Origin of the sequence: Pseudomonas sp. SWRI179, assembly GCF_014268705.1 — a bacterium.
Lineage (GTDB): Bacteria > Pseudomonadota > Gammaproteobacteria > Pseudomonadales > Pseudomonadaceae > Aquipseudomonas > Aquipseudomonas zanjanensis.
In genome coordinates this window covers 33,008-55,767 of the sequence record NZ_JABWRA010000018.1, presented here as the reverse complement: position 1 = coordinate 55,767, position 22,760 = coordinate 33,008, and the positions used below count along the sequence as shown (strand labels likewise).

Below are 22,760 nucleotides of genomic sequence, written 5' to 3'. Positions count from 1 at the left end.
GTCTCCCCTCTTCCGTCGGTAAGACCATCGAAACTTTCCAGCTCGCGCGGCGGTCATCAAAAGACACAGGCGGTACGAGGTCATTGGCACGGGGAGGGATACATGACGGCGATCCACATTGGTATTTCCGGCTGGCGCTACACGCCTTGGCGGGGGGATTTCTACCCCAAGGGGCTGACCCAGAAACGGGAATTGCAATTCGCCTCGCGAGCGGTCAACAGTATCGAAATCAATGGATCGTTCTACGCCCTGCAACGCCCCGAACGGTATGCCCAGTGGTATGCCGAGACCCCACCCGGCTTCGTGTTCAGCGTCAAGGCCCCGCGTTTCATCACCCACATCAAGCGCCTGCGGGACATTCGCAAGCCGTTGGCCAACTTCTTCGCCTCCGGTGTGCTGGAGCTCAAGGAAAAACTGGGGGCGATCCTCTGGCAGTTCCCGCCCAGCTTCAAATTCGACCCTGGGCTGTTCGAGGACTTTCTCAAGCAACTGCCCCACGACACCGAAGGCGCCGCCGCCCTGGCCCGAGAGCACGAGCCGCGCCTGGACGGCCACGCCAGCACCGAGACGGAAAAGAAACGCCCACTGCGCCACGCCGTGGAGATCCGCCACGAAAGCTTTATCGACCCGCACTTCGTCACGTTGCTCAAGCGCTACAACGTGGCCCTGGTGGTCGCCGACACCGCCGGTAAATGGCCCTATCGCGAAGACGTCACCAGCGATTTCGTCTACCTGCGCCTGCACGGCGCCGAAGAGCTGTACGCCAGCGGCTACACCGACGAGGCGTTGAAGCGCTGGGGCGACCGGATCGAGGCCTGGAGCCACGGCAAGCAGCCGAGCGATGCGCACCTGATCGACCCGGACAAGAAACCCCGGGCACGCAAGAGCCGGGAAGTGTTCTGCTATTTCGACAACGACATCAAAGTCCGCGCGCCCTACGACGCACGTCATCTGCTGGAGCGCTTCCATCTGGACAAGGACCTCGCCACCGCGCCCGGCGAGCGTCCGGCCGAAGGGGTGCTGCCATGAACCGTCCAGAACACAGCGAAGCGACCCATGAGCCGACCCAACAACGGCCCCACGATCTCGACCGAGTCAGCCGTTTCACCGTGCTGACGGTCAATACCCACAAGGGTTTCACGGCCCTGAACCGGCGCTTCATCCTGCCCGAGCTGCGCGAAGCGGTGCGCAGTGTCTCCGCCGACGTGGTGTTCCTGCAGGAAGTCCACGGCACCCACGAGCACCATCCCCAGCGCTACAGCAACTGGCCGAGCATGCCGCAATACGAATTCCTCGCCGACACCCTCTGGCCGCAGTTCGCTTACGGACGCAATGCGGTATACCCGGCGGGCGACCACGGTAATGCGCTGCTGTCGAAATTCCAGATCATTCGCCACGAGAATCTCGACGTGTCCATCAGCGGCCACGAAAGCCGCGGCATGCTCCACAGCGTGCTGCGCCTGCCAGGCGGCGAAGGGCAGGAGGTGCATGCCATTTGCGTGCACCTGGGGTTGCGCGAAGGCCATCGCGTCGAGCAATTGAAACTGCTTTGCCAGCGCCTGAGCGAATTGCCGTCCGACGCGCCGGTGATTGTCGCCGGCGACTTCAACGACTGGCGCGGCAAGGCCAACGACCTGCTCCAACCCTGTGGCCTGCGGGAGGTGTTCGCCGAACAGTGGGGCAAACCGGCCCGCAGTTTCCCGGCACGCCTGCCGATCCTGCGCCTGGACCGCATCTACGTGCGCAACCTCAAGGCCCATCACGCCAAGGTATTGAATGTACGCCCCTGGTCGCACCTTTCCGACCACGCACCGCTGTCGGTGGAGATCGAATTATGAGCGCGACGATGAACAAGGCGACGGTGGAAAAGATCGAGGTGCCGCCGACCGAACGCAACCCGGCGCTGGCCGACATCGAATACGGCTGGCACGGCAACAACCGCGTCATCCTGCTGGAAAATGGTGAGGAATATTTCCCACGGGTGTTCGAGGCAATTCGCCGTGCCCAGGAAGAAATCCTCCTTGAGACCTTCATTCTCTTCGAGGACAAGGTCGGCTGTGAACTGCGGGATCTGCTGGTGGATGCGGCCCGACGCGGCGTGCGGATCACCGTCAACCTCGACGGCTTCGGCTGCGGTGAGCTGACCACCGAGTTCCTGGCGTCGTTGAGCGACGCCGGGGTGCGCTTGCAGATGTTCGACCCGGCGCCCCGGCACTTGGGGATCCGCACCAACTGGTTCCGTCGCCTGCACCGCAAGATCGTGGTGGTGGACGGGGTGATTGCGTTCATCGGCGGGATCAATTTTTCCGCCGACCACCTGGGGGATTTCGGCCCCGAGGCCAAGCAGGATTATTCCGTGGAGGTCAAAGGCCCGGCGGTGGTGGATATCCATCACTTCGCGCTGTTGCAGAGCGGTCGTCCCGCGCGGGCCAAATACTGGTGGCAACGCCGCCGCAGCCGGCGCAACGAGCTGGCGTTCAGCGACCATGACGGCCAGGTGCGCCTGGTCTACCGGGACAACCACGAGCACCAGACCGACATCGAAGAGGTCTACCAACAAGTGCTGCGCAGCGCCAAACGGCGGGTGGTAATCGCCAATGCCTATTTCTTCCCCGGCTACCGGTTGCTGCGCGAGATCCGCAATGCCGCCCGGCGCGGGGTGGAGGTGCGGCTGATCCTGCAAGGGCAGCCGGACATGATGATCGCCAAGCTCGCGGCGCGGATGCTTTATGACTATCTGCTCAAGGCTGGCGTGACAATTTACGAATATTGCGAGCGGCCGCTGCACGGCAAGGTCGCCCTGGTGGATGAGGATTGGAGCACCGTCGGCTCGAGCAACCTCGACCCGTTGAGCCTGTCGCTGAACCTGGAAGCCAACGTGCTGATCCGCGACCGGGCGTTCAACCGCGAGCTGTTCGAGCGCCTCGATCACCTGAGCCGTGAACACTGCACCGCCATGCCCGAAAACCATGCACCCCGGGGCCTGCTGTGGCGCATGACCATCGGTTTCATGGTGTTCCACTTTCTGCGTCATTTCCCGGCCTGGGCCGGCTGGTTGCCGGCTCACAAACCGCGTCTGAAACCTTTTTCACCGCCAACGGCGGTCCGGAGCGAACCCCATGAACCACTCTGAAGCGCACACCGCGCCGAGGGATGCCCATGCGCCGGAGCAGGCCAAGCCCAAATCCCGCTGGAGTCGCTGGAAACGCCCGCTGACCCTGGCGTTCTTCCTGCTGCTGATCGTGCTGTTCACGGCCTTGGCCCGGCGCATCGACTGGTCCGAAGTGTTTGCCACCCTGGCCGATTTCAAGGTGCGCACCTTGATCATCGCCGCCGCGCTGACCATCACCAGTTTCATCACCTATGCCTGCTTCGACCTGATCGGCCGCACGTACATCCGCCAGAAACTCGGTTGGCGGCAGATCCTGCCGGTGGGGGTGATCAGCTACGCCTTCAACCTCAACCTCAGCGCCTGGGTCGGCGGCATCGCCATGCGCTATCGGCTGTATTCGCGGCTGGGGGTCAGCACCGGGAACATCGCCAAGATTCTCGGCCTGAGCCTGGCCACCAATTGGTTCGGCTACATGACCCTGGCCGGGGTGGTGTTCAGCAGCGGCCTGGTGACGATGCCGCCGGGCTGGAAACTCAGCAGCACGGCACTGCAAGGCGTGGGCGTGCTGTTATTGCTGGCAAGTGCCGGGTACCTGGCGGCCTGTCGGTTTTCCAAGCGTCGGGCCTGGACCGTGCGCGGCATGGAAATCAACCTGCCGTCGCCACGCATGGCGGTGCTGCAACTGGCCTTGGGCGCGCTGAACTGGTCGCTGATGGCGGCGGTGATCTTCACGTTGCTGCCCAGCAAACTGGATTACCCGGTGGTACTCGGGGTGTTACTGATCAGCAGCATTGCCGGGGTCATCACTCATATTCCGGCGGGGCTCGGGGTGTTGGAGGCGGTGTTCGTCGCCCTGCTGCAACACGAGGTGTCGCGGGGCAGCCTGCTGGCGGGGTTGATTGCCTACCGGGCGATCTACTTCATCCTGCCGTTGCTGATTACGGTGGTGATGTATTTGGTGATCGAAGCGAAGGCCAAGGCGTTGCGGGTCAAGCCTGGGCTCAAGTGATGGGTCGCCTGAATGATGAGTTGCTTGTGCGGGCCCCTTCGCGAGCAAGCCCGCTCCCACAGGGATTTGTGCTGGGTACAAATTTTTTGTTTCTCGTAGATCCAGTGTGGGAGCGGGCTTGCTCGCGAAGAGGCCCACACAGACGATACACCCCCCCGATCACCGCGCCTGAATAATGCTCAACCGCTCTCCCACCACCATTTCCGTGATCCAGTCCACCAGGATCGAGGTGTAAGCCTGTTGTGACACGGGGTCGCTCAAGGCATGGTCGGCGCCGTCGATGATCCGGTGCGTCAATGAATGGGTCTGCTGGCACGCCGCTCGATAACTCATGATCGTGGCATGGGGCACGTAGGTATCGGTCTCGGATTCCACCAGCAACACATCACCGGTGAACTGCGAACACGCCTGCAAGGCGCGATTGGTGCTGGCGTGCACCAGGGTGCTGCGGTAATCCAGCAGGTCGGTCTTGTCCAGGTCGCGCTTGGGGGTGTGCCACTGCTCGTCGCGGTACAGCGCCGGCACCCGCAGGGCGAGCCAGCGCACAGGGCGCAGCGACGTCAGGATCGAGGCCAGGTAACCGCCATAACTGGTGCCCACCACGGCAATCGCCGAAGTGTCCAAGCCCGGATGGGCGAGCAAGCGGTCGTATGCCGCCAACAGATCCCGCAGGTTGTCCTCGCGGGTGACCCGGGACAAGGGAATCCCCGCCCCGCCGGTGTGCCCGCGCAAGTCGAAGGTCAGGCACACGCAGCCGAGGCCGGCGATGCCTTTGGCCCGTTCCAGGTCCCGTTCCTGGCTGCCGCCCCAACCGTGTACAAACAACACGCCAGGGACCTTCGACTTGGGGCTGAGGAAGGTCCCGTTCATATGCTCGTCATCAATTGCAATCTGGATCGTTTCGCTTCTAGCCGTCATAGGATTGAACCGTTACGTATTTGAGTAGGAAATCACCGTTTTCCGCCGCGCCGCGATACACCTCCCTGGCACCGGTCGGCAGCGGTTGGTCGCGGTAGGTCTCCACCGAGGACACCCGCACCGCGCTGGTTTCAGGCGTTTCGACGAACACCTGCAAGGCCGCCAGCTCGGCGCTGCTGGCCCCGCCCATGCGCCAGGATTGTTCCAGCACACCGCCGCGGGGCTGGCCGGCGGCATCCAGGCCTTGGGCGATGTCGTAGTTGCGCCGCGACGCAAAAAAGCTCGGATAGGCCTGGTTGGCGGCGTCATCGAACACTTGTGCCAGGCGCACCGCCTCGCGCACATCGTCGGGCAGTTCGAGCCTGAGCAACTCTATATAACCGCCCTGCACCACCAGCAGGTCCGACCCGCCATAAACCTCCAGCCCTTGGCTGTCGTGGGTCAGGTGCTGCACGCCGCAATAGCTCATGACCTTGCCGTTGATGAAGCTCTGGCCGACGCTCTGGGTCTTGACCTCGTTGAGGTGCTGTTCCAGCACCACCCCTTCGCGAAACAGCGCCTGGGCGTCAGGATCGGCGACGATTTCATCGAACTGCGCCAGGCTCTTGATCAGCCGTTGGCCACGCCCGGCACAGGCGTGGATCGGCTTGAGGCGGATCGGCCCGGTGTAGAGCAAATGTTCGGCGGCCGGACGCGCATCCTTGAGGGAAAAGACGGTCACACCATCAAGCACCGCGCCGCGGGTGAGCTTGGCAAACAGGGGCGACCAGCCTTTGGGTGCCACGGCGTCCTTATTCAACAGACCGTGGGTAATCGCCTTGGTGCAGATAAAATCGTGCTCGACGTACCCTCCCCACACATCCTCCGGCCCCTTGATCCCCAGGCGCATCAAGGCTTCAGGGCCGATCAGGGTTTGTGTGGGCAACAGATATAGATCATGACCGGTCTGGGAATCATGACGGTCGCCGCATTCCCATCCCAGGATCTGTGCCAGCCACTGGGCCAGTGCACGGTTGGTCTCGACTTCATGACGCGGCGCTTGTGGATTGACCGAATAGGCCACGACCCGTTTGTTGCGATTGACTGATGTCATGCGGTGCCCTTTTTCCTGCGCTCGATGGCTTGAGAAAAGGGAAGGTGCAGAGATCAGGCCAACGGTGACATGAGCGATGAGTGTCAGCCAAGCGGGCGCATTGTGCGCAATTGATAGCACCTGGCCTGTTTCATTCTGCACGACCCATGGCAGGCATCCCGCAAATTGCACGATGCCAGCCTGCAGTCACAGCCTCCAACCTGTGGCGAGGGAGCTTGCTCCCGCTGGGGTGCGAAGCGCCCCCAGAAAAAGAACCTCCACCGCGGTGTGTCAGTCAGGATGGTGGGGCTGCTGCGCAGCCCAGCGGGAGCAAGCTCCCTCGCCACAAAGGGTCACGGCTGTTTTGAAGAACTCGACGGGCTCACTCCGAATCTCGCCCGGTAATCGCTCGGCGCCAATCCGGTGATTTTCCTGAACGTCGCACGAAAGGCGCTGGGGTCCTGGTAGCCGACGGTCCAAGCGATGTGGTCGATGGTGCCGTTGGTGAACTCCAGCATTTCCCGGGCCTTGCCGACCCGCAGGTGCTGGCAGTATTCGGTGGGCTTGAGCCCGGTGGCGGCACGGAAGCGGCGCAGGAAGGTGCGCTCTTCCAGTCCGGCCCGTTCGGCCATCGACCCGAGGGAAACCTCCACCGCGCCGTTGCCTTGCAACCAATGCTGGACCTTGAGAATCGCCCCGTCGCCATGGCCAAGGATGGGCGCGAAGTTACTGCCGCACTGGCTCGCGCTGTCGCTGTGTTCGATCACCAGGAACTGCGCCGTGCGCGTAGCGATGCTGGGCCCGAGCAGGCGGTCCACCAGGCGCAGCCCCAGTTCCGACCAGGCCATCAGCCCGGCGGTGGTGATCAGATCGCCGTCGTCGACGATGGGTTTGTCGGCGTTGAGCTTGATCTTCGGGTAACGGGCAGCGAAATTCTTGGCCGAGGTCCAATGAGTGGTGGCGCTGCGCCCGTCGAGCAAGCCGCTCTCGGCCAACAGGATCGAGCCGACACACACACCGCCGAGCACGGTGCCCCCCGCATGTTGTGCACGCAGCCAATCCATCAGCGCCGGCGTCGCCACGCCTTCATCGAAACCGGCGATGGATGGCGGGATCAGCAACGCAACCAACGGGCCCACCGGACCGGTTTCGCTGTCGAAGACCCGCCGCGGCGCCTCGCCATTATCGGTCTGCCAGTGACTGACCCGCAGCCGTGGCAATGGTGCACTGGACTGCTCGGCCGCGATCCGTTGGGCCACGGCGAACAGATCGGTCAAGCCATGCACCGCCGCCATTTGCGCGCCGGGGTAGATGAGCACCCCAAGCTCGGCAACTGCCCTTTGCTGCGTCATTGTCAGTTTTCCCTCGCTTATTGTCGTTGTGGCCAATCCTCGACCCGGTGGTAAACGCCAATACTGGCGCCCTACCCAACCTGATCGAGGAAGCCCTCATGTCCAAGCAAGCGCTCATCGTAGTCGATATCCAGAACGACTACTTCCCCCAGGGAAAATGGCCACTGGTCGGTGCCGACGCCGCCGCCGATAACGCCGCGCGGCTGATCGAAGCCTTTCGCCAAGCCGGAAACCGCGTGGTGCACATCCGCCACGAATTCACCTCCGACGACGCGCCGTTCTTCACCCCAGGCTCCGAAGGCGCACAGTTGCACCCCAAGGTGCTCAACCATGCCGACGAACCGGTGGTCCTCAAGCACTTCGTCAATTCGTTCCGCGAAACCGAACTGCAAGCCCTCCTCGAACAGCATGGCGTCGAGCAACTGGTGGTGGTCGGCAGCATGAGCCACATGTGCGTCGATGGCGTGGTGCGGGCGGCGGCGGACCTGGGTTACGGCGTCACGGTGATTCATGATGCCTGCGCGACCCTTGATCTGGAATTCAACGGCGTTGTGGTCCCGGCCGCCCACGTGCACGCGGCGTTCATGTCGGCGCTGGGGTTTGCTTATGCGAGTGTGGTGAGTACCGAGCAATTCCTGAGCGACAGCCAGGCGTAGGCGCAGCCATAAACAGCAAGCGAAAATGACTAGGCGTGTGCGAGTCGTTACGACGAGAATGGCCGGGTATTTTCCCAAGAGCCCGCCGCATGAAACGCAGACGCCCGCCGCGCCTGGTCGAATCGCCCTTCCCGATCGCTACCTCAGCGCCACGGCACCCGCCCACGTGGGATTGCTCAAGCGACGTGTCCAGGCCGGGATTCCTGGGGACCATGATTTACGCTGCGGGGATGTTGCTGGCCCTGCCCGTCTATTGGCTGGCAGTGTTTACCCTGATGCTGTTCAAGGTCGAAGGCCTGTCGCCGATTCACAAGCAGGTCATTATGGAACCGCTGGTTATCGCGCTCATGTTCATCAGTGCGTTCGCGGCCGTCTGCGTGATCAAATGGCTGGCATCCGGACCCGAAGTCCTTGGCTTCTGCTTCGACGAACGCCAGCAACGCCTCACCTTCACCCAGCGCCGCCCTGCCCGGCAAAGCACCGAAGAAAGCGTCCCCTACAGCGATATCCATTACATCAAGCCCTACACCTTGACCACTTTTGCCAACGTGAATCACTTTGATGTCGGCTACACCGGAGCCGATGGCAAACCGATTTCGCTTCGGTTTCGGACGGACATCACGGTGGCGGAAATGGCGTTCCATGCCACGTGGCTGACGCAGTCGATTGGCGAGAGGATGCAGGAGCTATTGGATCTGGACTTGTGAGTTCCTGGATTTGCCCTCCTGGACTGGGGAGGGCAAGACTTACCAGCGAATCAATGAAGTGGTCGATGCTCCGGAATATCGGCCAATTTCAAATCGCAGCCGCTACGGCCATTGATTCTCAAGGCTCTCGCATCCGCGCCCTTCAAGGACACCTCAAGCTGCTCCCACGCCGGACGAAAATCCCCCGTCTTGGCGATCGTCAAATCAATGAAGTCCGGGCCATATTCAAGGGTCCATTTGATAACGAGGCAGTTTCCATTTTTCCAGTCATGACTGATGCCGTCGTCTTCAAACAACACACCGCTGGAGGCGCCTGAAGGTGCAGGGAAAACCACCAGCTCGCGACGCCGATCAAGCGAGGGATCGTTAAGCTTGTGGCATTCACCGCTCGGTATCGCAGCGCCCCCTCGCACCAACAAGGGCAACCGTTCCAAAGGCGCATCCAGGACAACGTGTTGGCCGCCTTCGTACCAGTCACCGGTATGCCAGTCGCACCATCCTGTCGCATTCAGGGGTAGCCAAACCTCGCGCTCGCGTGCGCCTTCCGCCACAACGCTGGCGACGAGGATGTCTCGCCCAAGCATGAATTCGTCGTTTTCCTTGAACGTTTGAGGGTCATGCTCGTGGTCAAGAAACGTAGGCCGCAAAATCGGCTCATCGGCGTGACTGGCTTGCCACAGCAAGGTGTAGAAATAAGGCATCAACCGATATCTGAGCCTGATCGCGTCACGGACCGCATCGGTGACCGCTGGATGCATCCAGGGCTCATTGACCGTGCCATCATCGTTCCAGGAGTGAATGGTGAAGCGCGGATGCATCACACCATTCTGGACCCAACGGACAAACAGCTCGGGATCCGGTTTATTGCCGGAAAACCCACCGACGTCGTGCCCCACGTTGTACAACCCCGACAGGCTCATGCCCAGGCCCATGCGGGTGTTGTAGCGCAGTGTTTGCCAGTTGGTTCGGTTATCACCGCTCCACGTCTGAACATAACGCTGCATGCCGGCGCACCCTGAGCGTGAGATGAGGTAGGGCCGTTCCGAGGGCGAAAACCGCTGTTGTGCCTCTAGAGACGCTCTCATCATCAGCAATGCCATGACGGGCCGGATATGTTTGATCGCTATCTCGCGCCCGAAGCCTTGGCAACGTGCCTCACCGTCCCACACCTCGAATTCATTGTTGTCGTTCCAGGTGCATTCGATGCCCAGTTCCAGAAGCTGTGAGGTGACATTTGACTGCCACCAACGGACAGCGTCCGGGTTGGTGAAGTCCAGATGCGAGCCCTCATCGTCCCAGAACACCGACCGCTCCGGCGTGTCGTGTTCAGAGTCGCGGATGAACATCTTTTGCCTGGCCACCTCGGCGTAGCGCGGATGGTCCTGCAGCAGACAAGGCTTGATGTTGGCAATCAGCCTGACACCGGCATCGCGGTAGGCCTGGGCAAGCGCCTTGGGGTCCGGGACTTTTTCATGGTTCCAGTTGAACACATAGCGTTTTTCGCCAATGGAGGTGTACCCGGATGACAGTTGGAAAGAGTCACAGGGAATATCGTGCTGACGGCACAGGTCAAGAAACTCCAGCAACTGTTCCTGGGCGTTTTCAGCATCGGTGTAATGCATGGTCGAGCCGCTGTAGCCCAGGCTCCATTTAGGCAGGAACAAGGTGCGGCCGGTCAGGCGAACGAACGCCTTTGTCACATCCAGTATGCGCGGGCCTGCAAGGACCCAGTAGTCGAGGTCACCGGCATCCGCCTTGTATCGACGATAGGGTCGGTGATAGTTATCCAGCTCGTTACCCAGGTCAAACAGGCTGGTGTTCAGGTTGTCATAAAACATCCCGAAGCTGGCGTGTTCCTGGTGCGTGATAACAAAGGGAATATGCTTGTACAGCGGGTCGGTGCTCGCGGCGTCATATCCCATTGCGTCCAGGTTACGCATTTCAAAACGTTTGCCGGCGCGATTCAAATCGCCGGTTTTTTCGCCGAGCCCGTAGTAGCGATGTTCAGGCGCGCGCAGCTGGTAATGCTCCAGGCCTTCACCATGAGCGTCAAGCGCATAGGCACCGGTGGGCCGATCCGAGACCAATGGCCTCCAGCACTGGCCATCGTGGTATTCCCACTGCAACCACAGCGGACGATTTACCGTGATACGCAGTTCTTTAGTCGTCAGTACCAACCGGTCCTGGAACGCTTCGACCCGATACGCGGGCAAAGAGAAATCCGCTACCGACTCGCGGGGCCGGCCCTCCCAGGCGACGTCCTCCCGGGGCGCAATGCTCCAGGTCCGATCCAATGCCAAGGCGCCTGCGCGCATGAGCAGGACACGCGCCAAACCGTCTTCGAGGATATAGATTCTGAAGAGATGTCGGCCCTCGACCAGGAGCTCGATGTAGCCTTTTTCCTGGGCCTGCAACGTCCAGACTTTAAGTGACTTCATTGGGCACGCACCGCTTTAGGTTTGGACACTCTGTCGGCGATAAACAAAATCATGAAAAATGCACCTATAAAGTCAAAGAGCCCCATCGCAATGAACAATGGGTTGAATCCTATTTTGTCCACGCTGACACCGATGATCAGCGAGAAAATAAAGCTGGCAATCCAGGCGCATGAACCTCGCATTCCGTTCACCGTCGCCAACTCATCCCGATCAAACGTTTCGACAACCAGTGCGCTTAACATGCAGGAAATAATCTGGTGGCCAAAACCGCCGACGGAAATAAGCGCAATCGCAACATAGGGGTCTTTTACCTGAGTCATCACGGCTAACGAAAACATCAGGAACGCGCCGGTGATTGAACTGGCGACGATCGAGTTCACCCGGGTGCACTTGAAAAACCGATGGTAAGCGCGTGAGAGATAACCGCTGGCGATACTGCCCAGATCCGCCGCCAGAAACGGAACCCAGGCAAACAGTACGATTTGCTTGAGGTCCATTCCTCTTTCGTTGGCCAGATACAGCGGCACCCAAAAACTCATGACCGCCCATGCCGGTTCCGCCATGAAGGCGGGAAGCGCGATACCGTAAAATCGCTTGTCCCGGCCAATCTTTTTCAACGCTTTGAAAAATGGCATTTGCTGGCCGATTTTTTCGCCGTCTTGTTGGATGTGCTCCAACTCATTGGGCGACAAGCGCGGGTGGATATTGGGGGCGTGGTAGAGCCATCCCCAGACGGCGGCCCATATCAGGCCGATCCCCCCGGAAATCAGAAATGCGCCCTGCCAGCCCAGGCTTACATGAGCCAGATAGATGATGGGAGGGGCGAGCATCGCCCCCAGGGAAAAACCAACCCCCGCCCAACCCGCGGCGATAGGTCGTTCCTTTTTTGGAAACCAGTCCCCTATCGCCTTGGCATTGGCAGGCGTAGCCGCTGCCTCCGAAGCGCCCATGAAAAAACGCAGAATCGCCAGATGCACCCAACTCGCTGCCCCTGCATGGAGAAGGCACATCACTGACCATACGATGGCGCATATCACGAAGCCGAGCTTGAGCCCGATCGCATCGATCAGCCACCCGCAGATGGGTTGGAAAACGGTATAGGCAAGTTGAAACGAGGCGACCACCCATGAGTACTGTTCGGTCGACATGCTGAAGGTGGTTTTCAGTTCGGGCGCCAGGATGCCTAATGAATTGCGGGTTATGTAGTTGACGGTGACGCCGAGTAAAAACAGCGAGAGCATCCACCAACGCAGATGCGGGATGAACTTTAGCTTGGCCGAAAGTCGAGCATTGCGTTCGATATCGATAGTCATCAATTCTTCGCCTGTCGCCGGATTTTCCGGCGTTTTGTTTTTATTTGAGGCTTGACGCTATGGCAACTGCCCAGGACTCGTACAGAAGCAAGCCTGTATAAATTTACATTCTGCTCTTGCACTGCTTCTCAGAAACCCAAGCATGCTAGGATTGATGGCCCTTTTCTGCTATGAAAGCTTTTACATAAATTGTCTCAATGGATAAGCCGCGGTGGCGAAACTACGCATTGCTGAAATAGCGGCACAGACGGGCCTGTCCATCGCGACGGTGTCGCGGGTGCTTGCTGGCAAATCAAATACCCGCCCGGCCACGAGAGAAAAAGTGCTGGCGGCGGCTCGTCAACAGGGCGTGATGGAGGGCCTCGCCAATGGTCGTTTCCTGCTCAACGGGCTGACCATCTTCGCGCCCTCGCGGGCCTTCAACGTACGCTCGGATATTTTTTACTACAAAGTTATCCAGGGCATTACACAGGCGGTCGCGCAACATGATGTACGAGTCCGCTACTGCGAGCTTGAAGAGGTCGATAGCGACGCATTGTTGTTTTTGGAGAAGATGAATCAGAAGGACACCGGTGCGGCGATCCTGATTGGCATCGATGATCCCCACATACACCAACTGGCGGCCGATCTCAGCAAGCCGACGGTGCTGATCAACTGCATCGATCGCAGCATGCGCCTGCCCTCGATATCGCCCGACCACTTTTTAATCGGTCATTATTCGATCAATTATCTGTTTCAGATGGGGCACCGAAATGTGCTGACTCTCCAATGTCTCAGGCGGTACACGATGGATCTGCGGATACGTGGAATTCGTGAGGCATGGAAGGAGCAAAATCTCGATTTTATCGAAGCCAAACACCTATTGGTTGCCGAGGGTTTCGGCAGTGCTGAATCCGAAGCGCGGGTAGCGGCCTTTATGGAAAACTGCGCACCTGACGACCGACCGACTGCCATCCTGGCCGGGGGTGACTTCATGGCAGCTGGGGCCGTTAAAGCGCTCCAGAATGCTGGCTTGAGGGTTCCCCAGGATGTTTCAGTGATGAGCATGGACGGTTTCAACCTGGCGGACATCAACGATATACCGCTCACCACGCTTCACGTGCCCCGCGATGAATTGGGCGCAGAAGCGATAAGGGTCTTGAGGCAGCAGCTTTTCGAACCGCGATCGCCTTGTGGCAATCTTCTTCTCGGTGGGCAACTCATCACCGGCAGCTCAGTGCGGCGCATCAAGCACAGCGCCAAGCAAATGCCTGTCTATCAGAAAATTATTTATGACTGATTGATTCGCGGCTTTGCACAGGGCGAAAAAAACCCTCCAGGCTTTGCAGCGAAGAGGGTTTTTTTCGAACTTGAAGTATCAGCGAGTGAGGAGTCTCATCGACCAATACCACTGAATCCTAGGCAGATCAGAACGGAATATCGTCATCAAAGCTGTCGAAATCCGGAGCCGGCTGCGGCGCGGCCTGTTGTGGGGCCGGGCGTTCGCGTTGTGGCTGTGGCGCCGACTGCGGACGAGGTGCCTGCTGACGTGGGGCCGGAGCCGACTGCTGGTAGTTGTTGCCACCTTGCTGCTGGTCGCCCTGCGGACGGCCACCGAGCAACTGCATGGTGCCTTGCATGTCGACCACGATTTCGGTGGTGTAGCGCTTGATGCCGTCTTTTTCCCATTCGCGAGTCTGCAGCTTGCCTTCAATGTATACCTGCGAACCCTTGCGCAGGTATTCGCCGGCAATCTCGGCCACCTTGCCGAACATCGACACGCGGTGCCATTCGGTCTTCTCGACCTTCTGGCCAGTCTGCTTGTCGGTCCACTGTTCGCTGGTCGCCAGACTCAGGTTGGTCACGGCGTTGCCGTTCGGCAGGTAGCGAACTTCGGGATCCTGGCCGCAAGTACCGACCAATATGACTTTGTTAACCCCACGGGCCATAACGTTCTCCTAGGCTTCGCACGTAGTCGGGGCCGGGTTGTTCACCAGGCGCTCGAGCGTCGCGCGATCCAATAATTCGGTGTCCAGTTTGATGTATACGGCCGCCTCGTCGGCGACCACCACTGCATCGGTTACTCCAACGACGGCCTTCAGACGCTCGGTCAGGCCAGCCTCACGAATCGCCTCGGGCGATAAGGGCAAGCGCAGGCTCGTCACATAGGGAGGTTCGCGCATGGTAACAGCAAAGGCTAGCCAAAGTGCAGCCAGCGCGGCGCATCCCAGGAACACAACCGACAAACCGCCATGCTGGAACAACCAGCCGCCGAGGATCCCGCCCAACGCCGAGCCCAGGAACTGGCTGGTGGAGTAGACCCCCATCGCCGTGCCCTTGCCGCCCGCCGGTGAAACCTTGCTGATCAGCGACGGCAGCGATGCTTCCAGCAGATTGAACGCGGTGAAGAACACCACCGTGCCGATCACCAAGGCTCGCAAGCTATCGCCGAACTGCCAGAAGAATAGCTCAGTGAGCATCAGCGTCACGACGGCGCCGAGCAAAACTCGTTTCATTTTGCGTCGTTTCTCGCCATAGATGATGAAGGGAATCATGGCGAAGAACGAAATCACCAGCGCCGTCAGGTACACCCACCAGTGCTGCTCCTTGGGCAGGCCGGCCTTCTCGACCAATGCCAACGGCAAGGCGACGAAGCTGGACATCAGCATGGCGTGGAGCACGAAGATGCCCAGGTCCAAGCGCAACAGGTCCGGGTGCTTGAGCGTCGGGATCAATGCCTGGCGCGCCACCCCCGATTCGCGGTGCTGCAGCGGCCCGGTGGCGCGCGGCACCATGAACGCCACGATCAGGATTCCCACCAGGGCCATGGCGCCGGTCGCCAGGAACAGGCCCGACAAGCCAAAGGCACGGGTCAGCAAGGGGCCGACCACCATGGCCACGGCGAACGACAGACCAATGGTCATGCCGATCATGGCCATGGCCTTGGTGCGATGTTGTTCGCGGGTCAAGTCTGACAGCAGCGCCATGACGGCCGCGGAAATAGCCCCGGCGCCTTGTAGGATGCGTCCGGCGATCACGCCCCAGATCGAGTCGGCATTGGCCGCCAGCACGCTGCCGAGGGCGAAGACGATCAGCCCCAGGTAGATGACCGGGCGCCGGCCGATGCGGTCGGAAATGATCCCGAACGGGATCTGGAAGATCGCCTGGGTCAGGCCATAGGCGCCGATCGCCAGGCCGATGAGGGCCGGCGTCGCGCCCGCCAGGTCCATGCCATAGGTCGCCAGCACCGGCAACACCATGAACATGCCCAGCATACGAAAGGCGAACACCAGGGCCAGGCCGCTCGCTGCGCGGGTCTCGCCACGACTCATGCGTTCGCTGTGGGGATCTTGCATGGAAAAACCTCATGTGAACCGGCGGCGATTCTACCAGTCCCATCGATTGAGAGGGTATATGGCGACCGTTTGCCGCGCAGTCTTCATGTATGGCCGCAATCGCGTCCTCAATAGTGTGCATCCATCCAGTATTTGCCCGTATACTCCTACGTTTTCGACGCCCGCCGAGCGAGGCCACTTTGGACAAGATCCTGATTCGTGGGGCCCGTACCCACAACCTGAAGAACATCGACCTGACCCTGCCACGGGACAAGCTGATCGTCATCACCGGCCTGTCCGGATCCGGCAAGTCATCCCTGGCCTTCGACACGCTGTACGCTGAAGGCCAGCGCCGCTATGTCGAATCGCTGTCGGCCTACGCCCGGCAGTTCCTGTCGATGATGGAAAAACCCGACGTCGACACCATCGAAGGCCTGTCGCCGGCCATTTCCATCGAACAGAAGTCGACCTCCCATAACCCACGGTCGACGGTCGGCACCATCACCGAGATCTACGATTACCTGCGCCTGCTGTATGCGCGGGTCGGTATTCCCCGTTGCCCCGATCACGATATTCCCCTGGAAGCCCAGACCGTCAGCCAGATGGTCGACCTGGTGCTGGCCCAGCCGGAAGGCAGCAAGCTGATGTTGCTGGCGCCGGTGATTCGCGAGCGCAAGGGCGAACACCTGATGGTATTCGAAGAGCTGCGCGCCCAGGGCTTCGTGCGGGCCCGGGTCAACGGCAAGCTGTGCGAACTGGACGAGTTGCCGAAGCTGGATAAACAGAAGAAGCACTCGATCGATGTGGTGGTTGACCGCTTCAAGGTCCGCGCCGACTTGCAACAACGCCTGGCCGAGTCCTTCGAGACCGCGCTGAAACTGGCCGACGGCATCGCCCTGGTCGCACCGATGGACGACGAACCCGGCGAAGAGATCATTTTCTCCGCACGCTTCGCCTGCCCGATCTGCGGCCACGCCATCAGCGAGCTGGAACCCAAGCTGTTCTCCTTCAACAACCCGGCCGGCGCCTGCCCGACCTGCGACGGCCTGGGGGTCAAGCAGTTCTTCGACACCAAGCGACTGGTCAATGGCGAACTGACCCTGGCCGAAGGGGCGATTCGCGGCTGGGACAGGCGCAACGTCTATTACTTCCAGATGCTCGGTTCGCTGGCGGCCCATTACAAGTTCAGCCTGGACAAGCCGTTCAACGAATTGCCCGCCGACCAGCAGAAATTCATCCTGCACGGCAGCGGCTCGCAGAATGTCGATTTCAAATACCTCAACGACCGCGGCGATATCGTCAAGCGCTCCCACCCGTTCGAAGGCATCGTGCCGAACCTGGAGCGCCGCTACCGCGAAACCGAATCGGCCAGCGTGCGCGAAGAACTGGCCAAGTTCCTCAGCACCCAGCCCTGCCCCGATTGCCGTGGTACGCGCCTACGCCGCGAAGCGCGGCATGTGTGGGTCGGCGAGAAGACGCTGCCGGCGGTGACCAACCTGCCCATTGGCGACGCCACCGATTATTTCGGTGGACTGAAACTCACCGGCCGTCGCGGCGAAATCGCCGACAAGATCCTCAAGGAAATCCGCGAGCGCCTGCAGTTCCTGGTGAACGTCGGCCTGGACTACCTGACCCTCGACCGCAGTGCCGACACCCTGTCCGGCGGCGAAGCCCAGCGTATCCGCCTCGCCAGCCAGATCGGCGCCGGCCTGGTGGGGGTGATGTACATCCTCGACGAGCCGTCCATCGGCTTGCACCAACGAGATAACGACCGGTTGCTCGGAACCCTGAAGCACCTGCGGGACATCGGCAACACGGTGATCGTGGTCGAGCACGACGAGGACGCCATCCGTTTGGCCGACTACGTGGTGGACATCGGCCCGGGTGCAGGCGTGCATGGCGGGCACATCGTCGCCCAGGGCACCGCCGCCGAAGTCATGGCGCACCCTGACTCGTTGACGGGCAAATACCTGTCGGGCCGGGTCAAGATCAAGGTCCCGGCCAAGCGCACGCCGCGTAACAAGAAGCTGTCGCTGACCCTCAAGGGGGCTCGCGGCAACAACCTGCGCAATGTCGACCTGGAAATCCCCATCGGCTTGCTGACCTGTGTCACTGGCGTGTCTGGCTCCGGCAAGTCGACGCTGATCAACAATACCTTGTTCCCCCTCAGCGCCACGGCCCTGAACGGCGCCACCACCCTGGAAGCGGCCGCCCACGATAGCATCAAGGGCCTGGAACACCTGGACAAGGTGGTCGACATCGACCAAAGCCCGATTGGCCGCACACCGCGCTCCAACCCGGCGACCTATACCGGGCTGTTCACCCCGATCCGCGAACTGTTCGCCGGCGTGCCGGAGTCCCGCTCACGGGGCTACGGCCCGGGGCGTTTCTCGTTCAACGTCAAGGGCGGGCGCTGTGAGGCCTGCCAGGGCGATGGCCTGATCAAGGTGGAAATGCACTTCCTGCCCGACATCTACGTGCCGTGCGACGTGTGCAAGAGCAAGCGCTACAACCGCGAAACCCTGGAGATCAAATACAAGGGCAAGAACATCCACGAAACCCTCGAGATGACCATCGAAGAGGCTCGGGCGTTCTTCGACGCGGTACCGGCCCTGGCGCGCAAGCTCCAGACGTTGATGGATGTAGGGCTTTCGTACATCAAGCTCGGGCAGTCGGCGACGACCTTGTCCGGCGGTGAAGCCCAGCGGGTCAAGTTGTCCCGCGAGCTGTCCAAGCGCGATACCGGCAAGACCCTGTATATCCTCGACGAGCCGACCACCGGCCTGCACTTCGCCGATATCCAGCAATTGCTCGACGTGCTGCACCGCCTTCGCGACCACGGCAACACCGTGGTGGTGATCGAACACAACCTGGACGTTATCAAGACCGCTGACTGGCTGGTGGACCTGGGGCCGGAAGGCGGTTCCAAAGGTGGCCAGATCATCGCCGTGGGGACGCCGGAACAAGTGGCCGAGATGAAGCAGTCCCACACGGGCTACTACCTCAAGCCGCTGCTGGAGCGTGATCGGGACTGATTCCACCCGGGCACGAAAAAGCCCCTGTCATCTCATCGATGGCAGGGGCTTTTTTTTCCTGTGGGAGCGAGCTTGCTTCCACAATGAATCCATCAGAACTGCGATTGCAGGTAGTTCTCCAACCCGATCAGCTTGATCAACCCCAACTGCTTTTCCAGCCAGTAGGTGTGGTCTTCTTCGGTGTCGTTGAGCTGGACACGCAGGATTTCGCGAGTCACATAGTCGTTGTGCTTCTCGCAGAGTTCGATGCCTTTGCACAGCGCAGCGCGGACTTTGTATTCCAGGCGCAGGTCGGCGGCGAGCATGTCCGGTACGGTGGTCCCGACATCCAGGTCATCGGCACGCATGCGCGGTGTACCTTCGAGCATCAGGATGCGGCGCATCAGTGCATCGGCGTGCTGGGTCTCTTCTTCCATCTCGTGGTTGATACGTTCGTAGAGCTCGGTAAAACCCCAATCCTCGTACATCCGCGAATGGATGAAATATTGATCACGGGCTGCCAGCTCGCCGGTCAGCAACGTGTTGAGGTAATCGATTACGTCTGGGTGACCTTGCATCGCCCTACATCTCCACAAGCTTTTAAAGGTTGTAGTTTGAACCAAGCTGACCGCAAGGTCACTGCCTCAACGCAATAAAAGCGAAGAAAATCTGAGAAAACCAAGCTAAATAACGCAAAAACCGCCCTAATGAGGGCGGTTCTGCTTCTCGTTTAGACTTAGTTAAGCGCTACGCCCAACGCCTTCGCGATACCTTCTCCATAAGCAGTATCTGCTTTGTAGAAATGCTGCAGTTGACGGTCCACTACGTCCGCCGAGACACCGCCCATCGCGCCAGCGATATTGTTGATCAGCAGGGCTTTCTGCTCATCGTTCATCAAGCGGAACAGCGCACCGGCATGGCTGTAGTAGTCGGTGTCTTCGCGATGATCATAACGATCCGCCGCGCCACTGAGGGCCAGCGCCGGCTCCGCGTAACGCGGGGCCTGCTTCGGCGCCTCTACATAGCTGTTGGGCTCGTAGTTCGGTGCCGCCCCGCCATTGCTGCCAAACGCCATGGCGCCGTCGCGCTGGTAGGTGTTGACCGGACTACGTGGCGCATTCACCGGCAATTGCTGGTGATTGGTGCCCACACGGTAGCGGTGGGCATCGGCGTAGGCGAAGACACGGCCCTGCAGCATGCGATCCGGCGAGAGGCCAACCCCTGGCACCATGTTGCTCGGGCCAAATGCCGCCTGCTCGACTTCAGCGAAGTAGTTCAGCGGGTTGCGGTTGAGTTCGAGTTCGCCGACTTCGATCAACGGGAATTCTTTCTGCGACCAGGTCTTGGTCACGTCGAACGGGTTCTCGTAATGCGCCGCGGCCTGGCCCTCGCTCATGATCTGGATGCAAACGCGCCATTTCGGGAAGTCACCGCGCTCGATGGCCTCGAACAGGTCACGCTGGGCGTAATCCGGGTCGGTGCCCGCCAGGCGTGCCGCTTCTGCCGGCGCGAGGTTCTTGATGCCTTGCAAGGTCTTGTAGTGCCACTTCACCCAGTGCCGCTCACCTTGTGCATTGATCAGGCTGTAGGTATGGCTGCCGAAGCCGTGCATGTGACGGTAGCCATCCGGAATGCCGCGGTCGGAAAACAGGATGGTGACCTGGTGCAGCGCCTCAGGCGAATGCGACCAGAAATCCCACATCGCCTGGGCACTTTTCAGGTTGCTTTGCGGCAGACGCTTCTGGGTGTGGATGAAATCTGGAAACTTCAATGGATCACGGATGAAGAATACCGGCGTGTTGTTGCCGACGATGTCCCAGTTGCCTTCCTCGGTATAGAACTTCAAGGCGAAACCGCGCGGATCGCGTTCAGTGTCGGCCGAACCACGCTCGCCACCCACGGTGGAAAACCGCAGGAAGGTGGGCGTCTGCTTGCCGATCGACTCGAACAGCTTGGCGCTGGTGTATTGGGTGATGTCCTGGGTGACGGTAAAGGTGCCGTAGGCGCCCGACCCTTTGGCATGCACACGACGCTCGGGGATGTTCTCGCGGTTGAAGTGAGCAAGCTTCTCGATCAAGTGAAAGTCGTCGAGCAGCAGCGGGCCGCGCGGACCGGCGGAGCGAGAGTTCTGGTTATCGGCGACTGGAGCGCCGCTGGCGGTCGTAAGCGTTTTGATCTGGCTCATGCTCAATCTTCCTAGGTCGGTCTTCGAACTGCCGGCTAATCGGCTGGAAAGGAGTATCGAGTATGTTAGTGACAGTATCCAAATTCATTAAATCATGGACATCGATAGTCATTATCTAAGAGTGACCACTTGCCGATAGCCAAGCCAGGCGAAACGGCCCACCGGCTTTTCTTCGGACAACAAAAAACCGGGCACAAGGCCCGGTTTTTTGTATGTTGCCGACTTACTCAGCGGATACAGCTTCACCGCTGGTAGCACGATCAACCAACTCGACGTACGCCATAGGCGCGTTGTCGCCAGCGCGGAAACCGCACTTGAGGATGCGCAGGTAGCCACCCTCACGGGTAGCGTAACGCTTGCCCAGGTCGTTGAAGAGCTTACCAACGATAGCTTTCGAACGAGTACGGTCGAAAGCCAGACGGCGGTTAGCCAGGCTATCTGTCTTGGCCAGAGTGATCAGCGGCTCAGCAACGCGGCGCAGTTCTTTGGCTTTCGGCAGTGTAGTTTTGATCAGCTCGTGCTCGAACAGCGACACCGCCATGTTTTGGAACATGGCCTTGCGGTGCGAGCTGGTGCGGCTCAGGTGACGACCACTTTTACGATGACGCATGGTTCATTCCTTACCAAACACAACGTTCGGTGATTACGACGATCAGGCAGTCGCCTTGTCGTCCTTCTTAAGACTTGCAGGCGGCCAGTTGTCGAGGCGCATGCCGAGGGACAGACCGCGGGAGGCCAGAACGTCCTTGATTTCAGTCAAGGATTTCTTGCCAAGGTTCGGAGTCTTCAACAGCTCTACTTCGGTACGCTGAATCAGGTCACCGATGTAGTAGATGTTTTCCGCCTTAAGGCAGTTAGCCGAACGTACAGTCAGTTCCAGATCGTCAACCGGGCGAAGCAGGATCGGATCGATCTCGTCTTCCTGCTCGACAACCACTGGCTCACTGTCACCCTTGAGGTCGACGAACGCAGCCAACTGCTGTTGCAGGATGGTTGCAGCGCGGCGGATAGCCTCTTCAGGATCCAGGGTACCGTTGGTTTCCAGATCAATAACCAGCTTGTCCAGGTTGGTACGCTGTTCGACACGGGCGTTTTCCACCACGTATGCGATACGGCGAACCGGGCTGAACGAAGAGTCAAGCTGCAAGCGACCGATGCTGCGGCTTTCGTCTTCATCGCTCTGACGCGAGTCTGCCGGTTCATAACCACGACCACGAGCTACGGTGAGCTTCATGTTCAGGGCGCCGTTAGACGCCAGGTTAGCGATTACGTGATCGGGGTTAACGATCTCGACATCATGATCCAGCTGAATATCGGCAGCGGTAACCACCCCCGAACCCTTCTTCGACAAGGTCAGCGTAACTTCGTCACGACCGTGCAGCTTGATAGCCAGACCTTTAAGGTTCAACAGGATTTCAATTACGTCTTCCTGTACACCTTCGATGGCGCTGTACTCGTGGAGCACACCGTCAATCTCGGCCTCGACTACTGCACAGCCGGGCATTGAGGACAACAGGATGCGGCGCAGCGCGTTGCCCAGGGTGTGGCCGAAACCACGCTCGAGAGGCTCGAGCGTGATCTTGGCGCGGGTTGGACTGACAACCTGCACATCAATATGGCGGGGTGTCAGGAACTCATTTACCGAAATCTGCATGGATGCACCTATTTTC

The 22,760-nt window shown here is 60.0% G+C and carries 19 protein-coding genes; 8 read left to right on the top strand and 11 right to left on the bottom strand.

Annotated features, from left to right (window positions below):
* The first annotated feature begins 102 nt into the window (after positions 1-102).
* Genes HU767_RS12550 through HU767_RS12535 form a run of 4 tightly spaced genes read left to right on the top strand, consistent with a single transcriptional unit; the run spans position 103 to position 4,121 of the window.
* Complete coding sequence (locus tag HU767_RS12550) at positions 103-1,029, top strand: DUF72 domain-containing protein (RefSeq protein WP_186707703.1); 927 nt, start codon at positions 103-105, stop codon at positions 1,027-1,029.
* The gene (locus HU767_RS12545; protein WP_186707705.1) at positions 1,026-1,838 is read left to right on the top strand and encodes an endonuclease/exonuclease/phosphatase family protein; all 813 of its coding nucleotides are present in this window, start codon (positions 1,026-1,028) and stop codon (positions 1,836-1,838) included. The genes HU767_RS12550 and HU767_RS12545 overlap by 4 nt, the downstream gene beginning before the upstream one ends.
* The gene (gene clsB / locus HU767_RS12540; RefSeq protein ID WP_186707707.1) at positions 1,835-3,133 is read left to right on the top strand and encodes a cardiolipin synthase ClsB; all 1,299 of its coding nucleotides are present in this window, start codon (positions 1,835-1,837) and stop codon (positions 3,131-3,133) included. Before HU767_RS12545 ends, clsB begins: the two co-directional genes overlap by 4 nt.
* Complete coding sequence (locus HU767_RS12535) at positions 3,120-4,121, top strand: lysylphosphatidylglycerol synthase domain-containing protein (RefSeq protein WP_186707709.1); 1,002 nt, start codon at positions 3,120-3,122, stop codon at positions 4,119-4,121. Before clsB ends, HU767_RS12535 begins: the two co-directional genes overlap by 14 nt.
* A 159-nt stretch (positions 4,122-4,280) precedes the next feature.
* Here HU767_RS12535 and HU767_RS12530 read toward each other — a convergent pair whose 3' ends face one another.
* The 3 genes from HU767_RS12530 to HU767_RS12520 all read right to left on the bottom strand — a co-directional run bounded on the left by HU767_RS12530 (position 4,281) and on the right by HU767_RS12520 (position 7,463).
* Positions 4,281-5,039: an alpha/beta fold hydrolase gene (locus HU767_RS12530; RefSeq protein ID WP_186707711.1), complete on the bottom strand. Its 759-nt coding sequence runs from the start codon at positions 5,037-5,039 to the stop codon at positions 4,281-4,283.
* On the bottom strand, positions 5,029-6,132 hold the full coding sequence (locus HU767_RS12525; RefSeq protein ID WP_186729634.1) for a DUF3182 family protein: 1,104 nt from the start codon (positions 6,130-6,132) through the stop codon (positions 5,029-5,031). Before HU767_RS12525 ends, HU767_RS12530 begins: the two co-directional genes overlap by 11 nt.
* Before the next feature lie 332 nt (positions 6,133-6,464).
* Positions 6,465-7,463, bottom strand: a complete 999-nt coding sequence (locus HU767_RS12520) for a GlxA family transcriptional regulator (protein WP_186729633.1) — start codon at positions 7,461-7,463, stop codon at positions 6,465-6,467.
* A gap of 98 nt (positions 7,464-7,561) precedes the next feature.
* On the opposite strand from HU767_RS12520, the gene HU767_RS12515 reads away from it, so the two are divergent.
* The gene (locus HU767_RS12515) at positions 7,562-8,119 is read left to right on the top strand and encodes a cysteine hydrolase family protein (RefSeq protein WP_186729632.1); all 558 of its coding nucleotides are present in this window, start codon (positions 7,562-7,564) and stop codon (positions 8,117-8,119) included.
* Positions 8,120-8,349: 230 nt separating this feature from the next.
* Positions 8,350-8,826 carry a hypothetical protein gene (locus HU767_RS12510; protein WP_186729631.1) on the top strand — a complete coding sequence of 159 codons (477 nt, stop codon included), beginning with the start codon at positions 8,350-8,352 and terminating at the stop codon, positions 8,824-8,826.
* 50 nt (positions 8,827-8,876) lie between these two features.
* Here the strand turns inward: HU767_RS12510 and HU767_RS12505 are convergent, their stop codons facing one another.
* Together HU767_RS12505 and HU767_RS12500 are read right to left on the bottom strand one after the other, a co-directional pair.
* Complete coding sequence (locus HU767_RS12505) at positions 8,877-11,264, bottom strand: glycoside hydrolase family 31 protein (protein ID WP_186729630.1); 2,388 nt, start codon at positions 11,262-11,264, stop codon at positions 8,877-8,879.
* A complete protein-coding gene (locus HU767_RS12500; RefSeq protein ID WP_186707724.1) occupies positions 11,261-12,577 on the bottom strand; it encodes an MFS transporter in 1,317 nt (438 codons plus the stop codon). Before HU767_RS12500 ends, HU767_RS12505 begins: the two co-directional genes overlap by 4 nt.
* 211 nt (positions 12,578-12,788) lie before the next feature.
* On the opposite strand from HU767_RS12500, the gene HU767_RS12495 reads away from it, so the two are divergent.
* On the top strand, positions 12,789-13,856 hold the full coding sequence (locus HU767_RS12495) for a LacI family DNA-binding transcriptional regulator (protein ID WP_186707726.1): 1,068 nt from the start codon (positions 12,789-12,791) through the stop codon (positions 13,854-13,856).
* 127 nt (positions 13,857-13,983) lie between these two features.
* Here the strand turns inward: HU767_RS12495 and HU767_RS12490 are convergent, their stop codons facing one another.
* Together HU767_RS12490 and HU767_RS12485 are read right to left on the bottom strand one after the other, a co-directional pair.
* A complete protein-coding gene (locus HU767_RS12490; protein ID WP_003206078.1) occupies positions 13,984-14,505 on the bottom strand; it encodes a single-stranded DNA-binding protein in 522 nt (173 codons plus the stop codon).
* A 9-nt stretch (positions 14,506-14,514) separates the two neighbouring features.
* A complete protein-coding gene (locus HU767_RS12485) occupies positions 14,515-15,912 on the bottom strand; it encodes an MFS transporter (protein WP_186707728.1) in 1,398 nt (465 codons plus the stop codon).
* A 179-nt stretch (positions 15,913-16,091) separates the two neighbouring features.
* On the opposite strand from HU767_RS12485, the gene uvrA reads away from it, so the two are divergent.
* A complete protein-coding gene (gene uvrA, locus HU767_RS12480; RefSeq protein ID WP_186729629.1) occupies positions 16,092-18,926 on the top strand; it encodes an excinuclease ABC subunit UvrA in 2,835 nt (944 codons plus the stop codon).
* A gap of 92 nt (positions 18,927-19,018) precedes the next feature.
* Here the strand turns inward: uvrA and bfr are convergent, their stop codons facing one another.
* The 4 genes from bfr to rpoA form a co-directional block, all read right to left on the bottom strand.
* Positions 19,019-19,483, bottom strand: coding sequence for a bacterioferritin (gene bfr / locus HU767_RS12475; protein ID WP_186729628.1), 465 nt, complete (start codon positions 19,481-19,483; stop codon positions 19,019-19,021).
* A gap of 158 nt (positions 19,484-19,641) precedes the next feature.
* The gene (locus HU767_RS12470; RefSeq protein WP_186707734.1) at positions 19,642-21,090 is read right to left on the bottom strand and encodes a catalase; all 1,449 of its coding nucleotides are present in this window, start codon (positions 21,088-21,090) and stop codon (positions 19,642-19,644) included.
* A gap of 223 nt (positions 21,091-21,313) precedes the next feature.
* The gene (gene rplQ, locus HU767_RS12465; protein ID WP_003186009.1) at positions 21,314-21,700 is read right to left on the bottom strand and encodes a 50S ribosomal protein L17; all 387 of its coding nucleotides are present in this window, start codon (positions 21,698-21,700) and stop codon (positions 21,314-21,316) included.
* 42 nt (positions 21,701-21,742) lie between these two features.
* Positions 21,743-22,744 (bottom strand): DNA-directed RNA polymerase subunit alpha, encoded by a 1,002-nt coding sequence (gene rpoA / locus HU767_RS12460; protein ID WP_003186012.1) that lies wholly within the window; start codon positions 22,742-22,744, stop codon positions 21,743-21,745.
* Between the last annotated feature and the right edge of the window lie 16 nt (positions 22,745-22,760).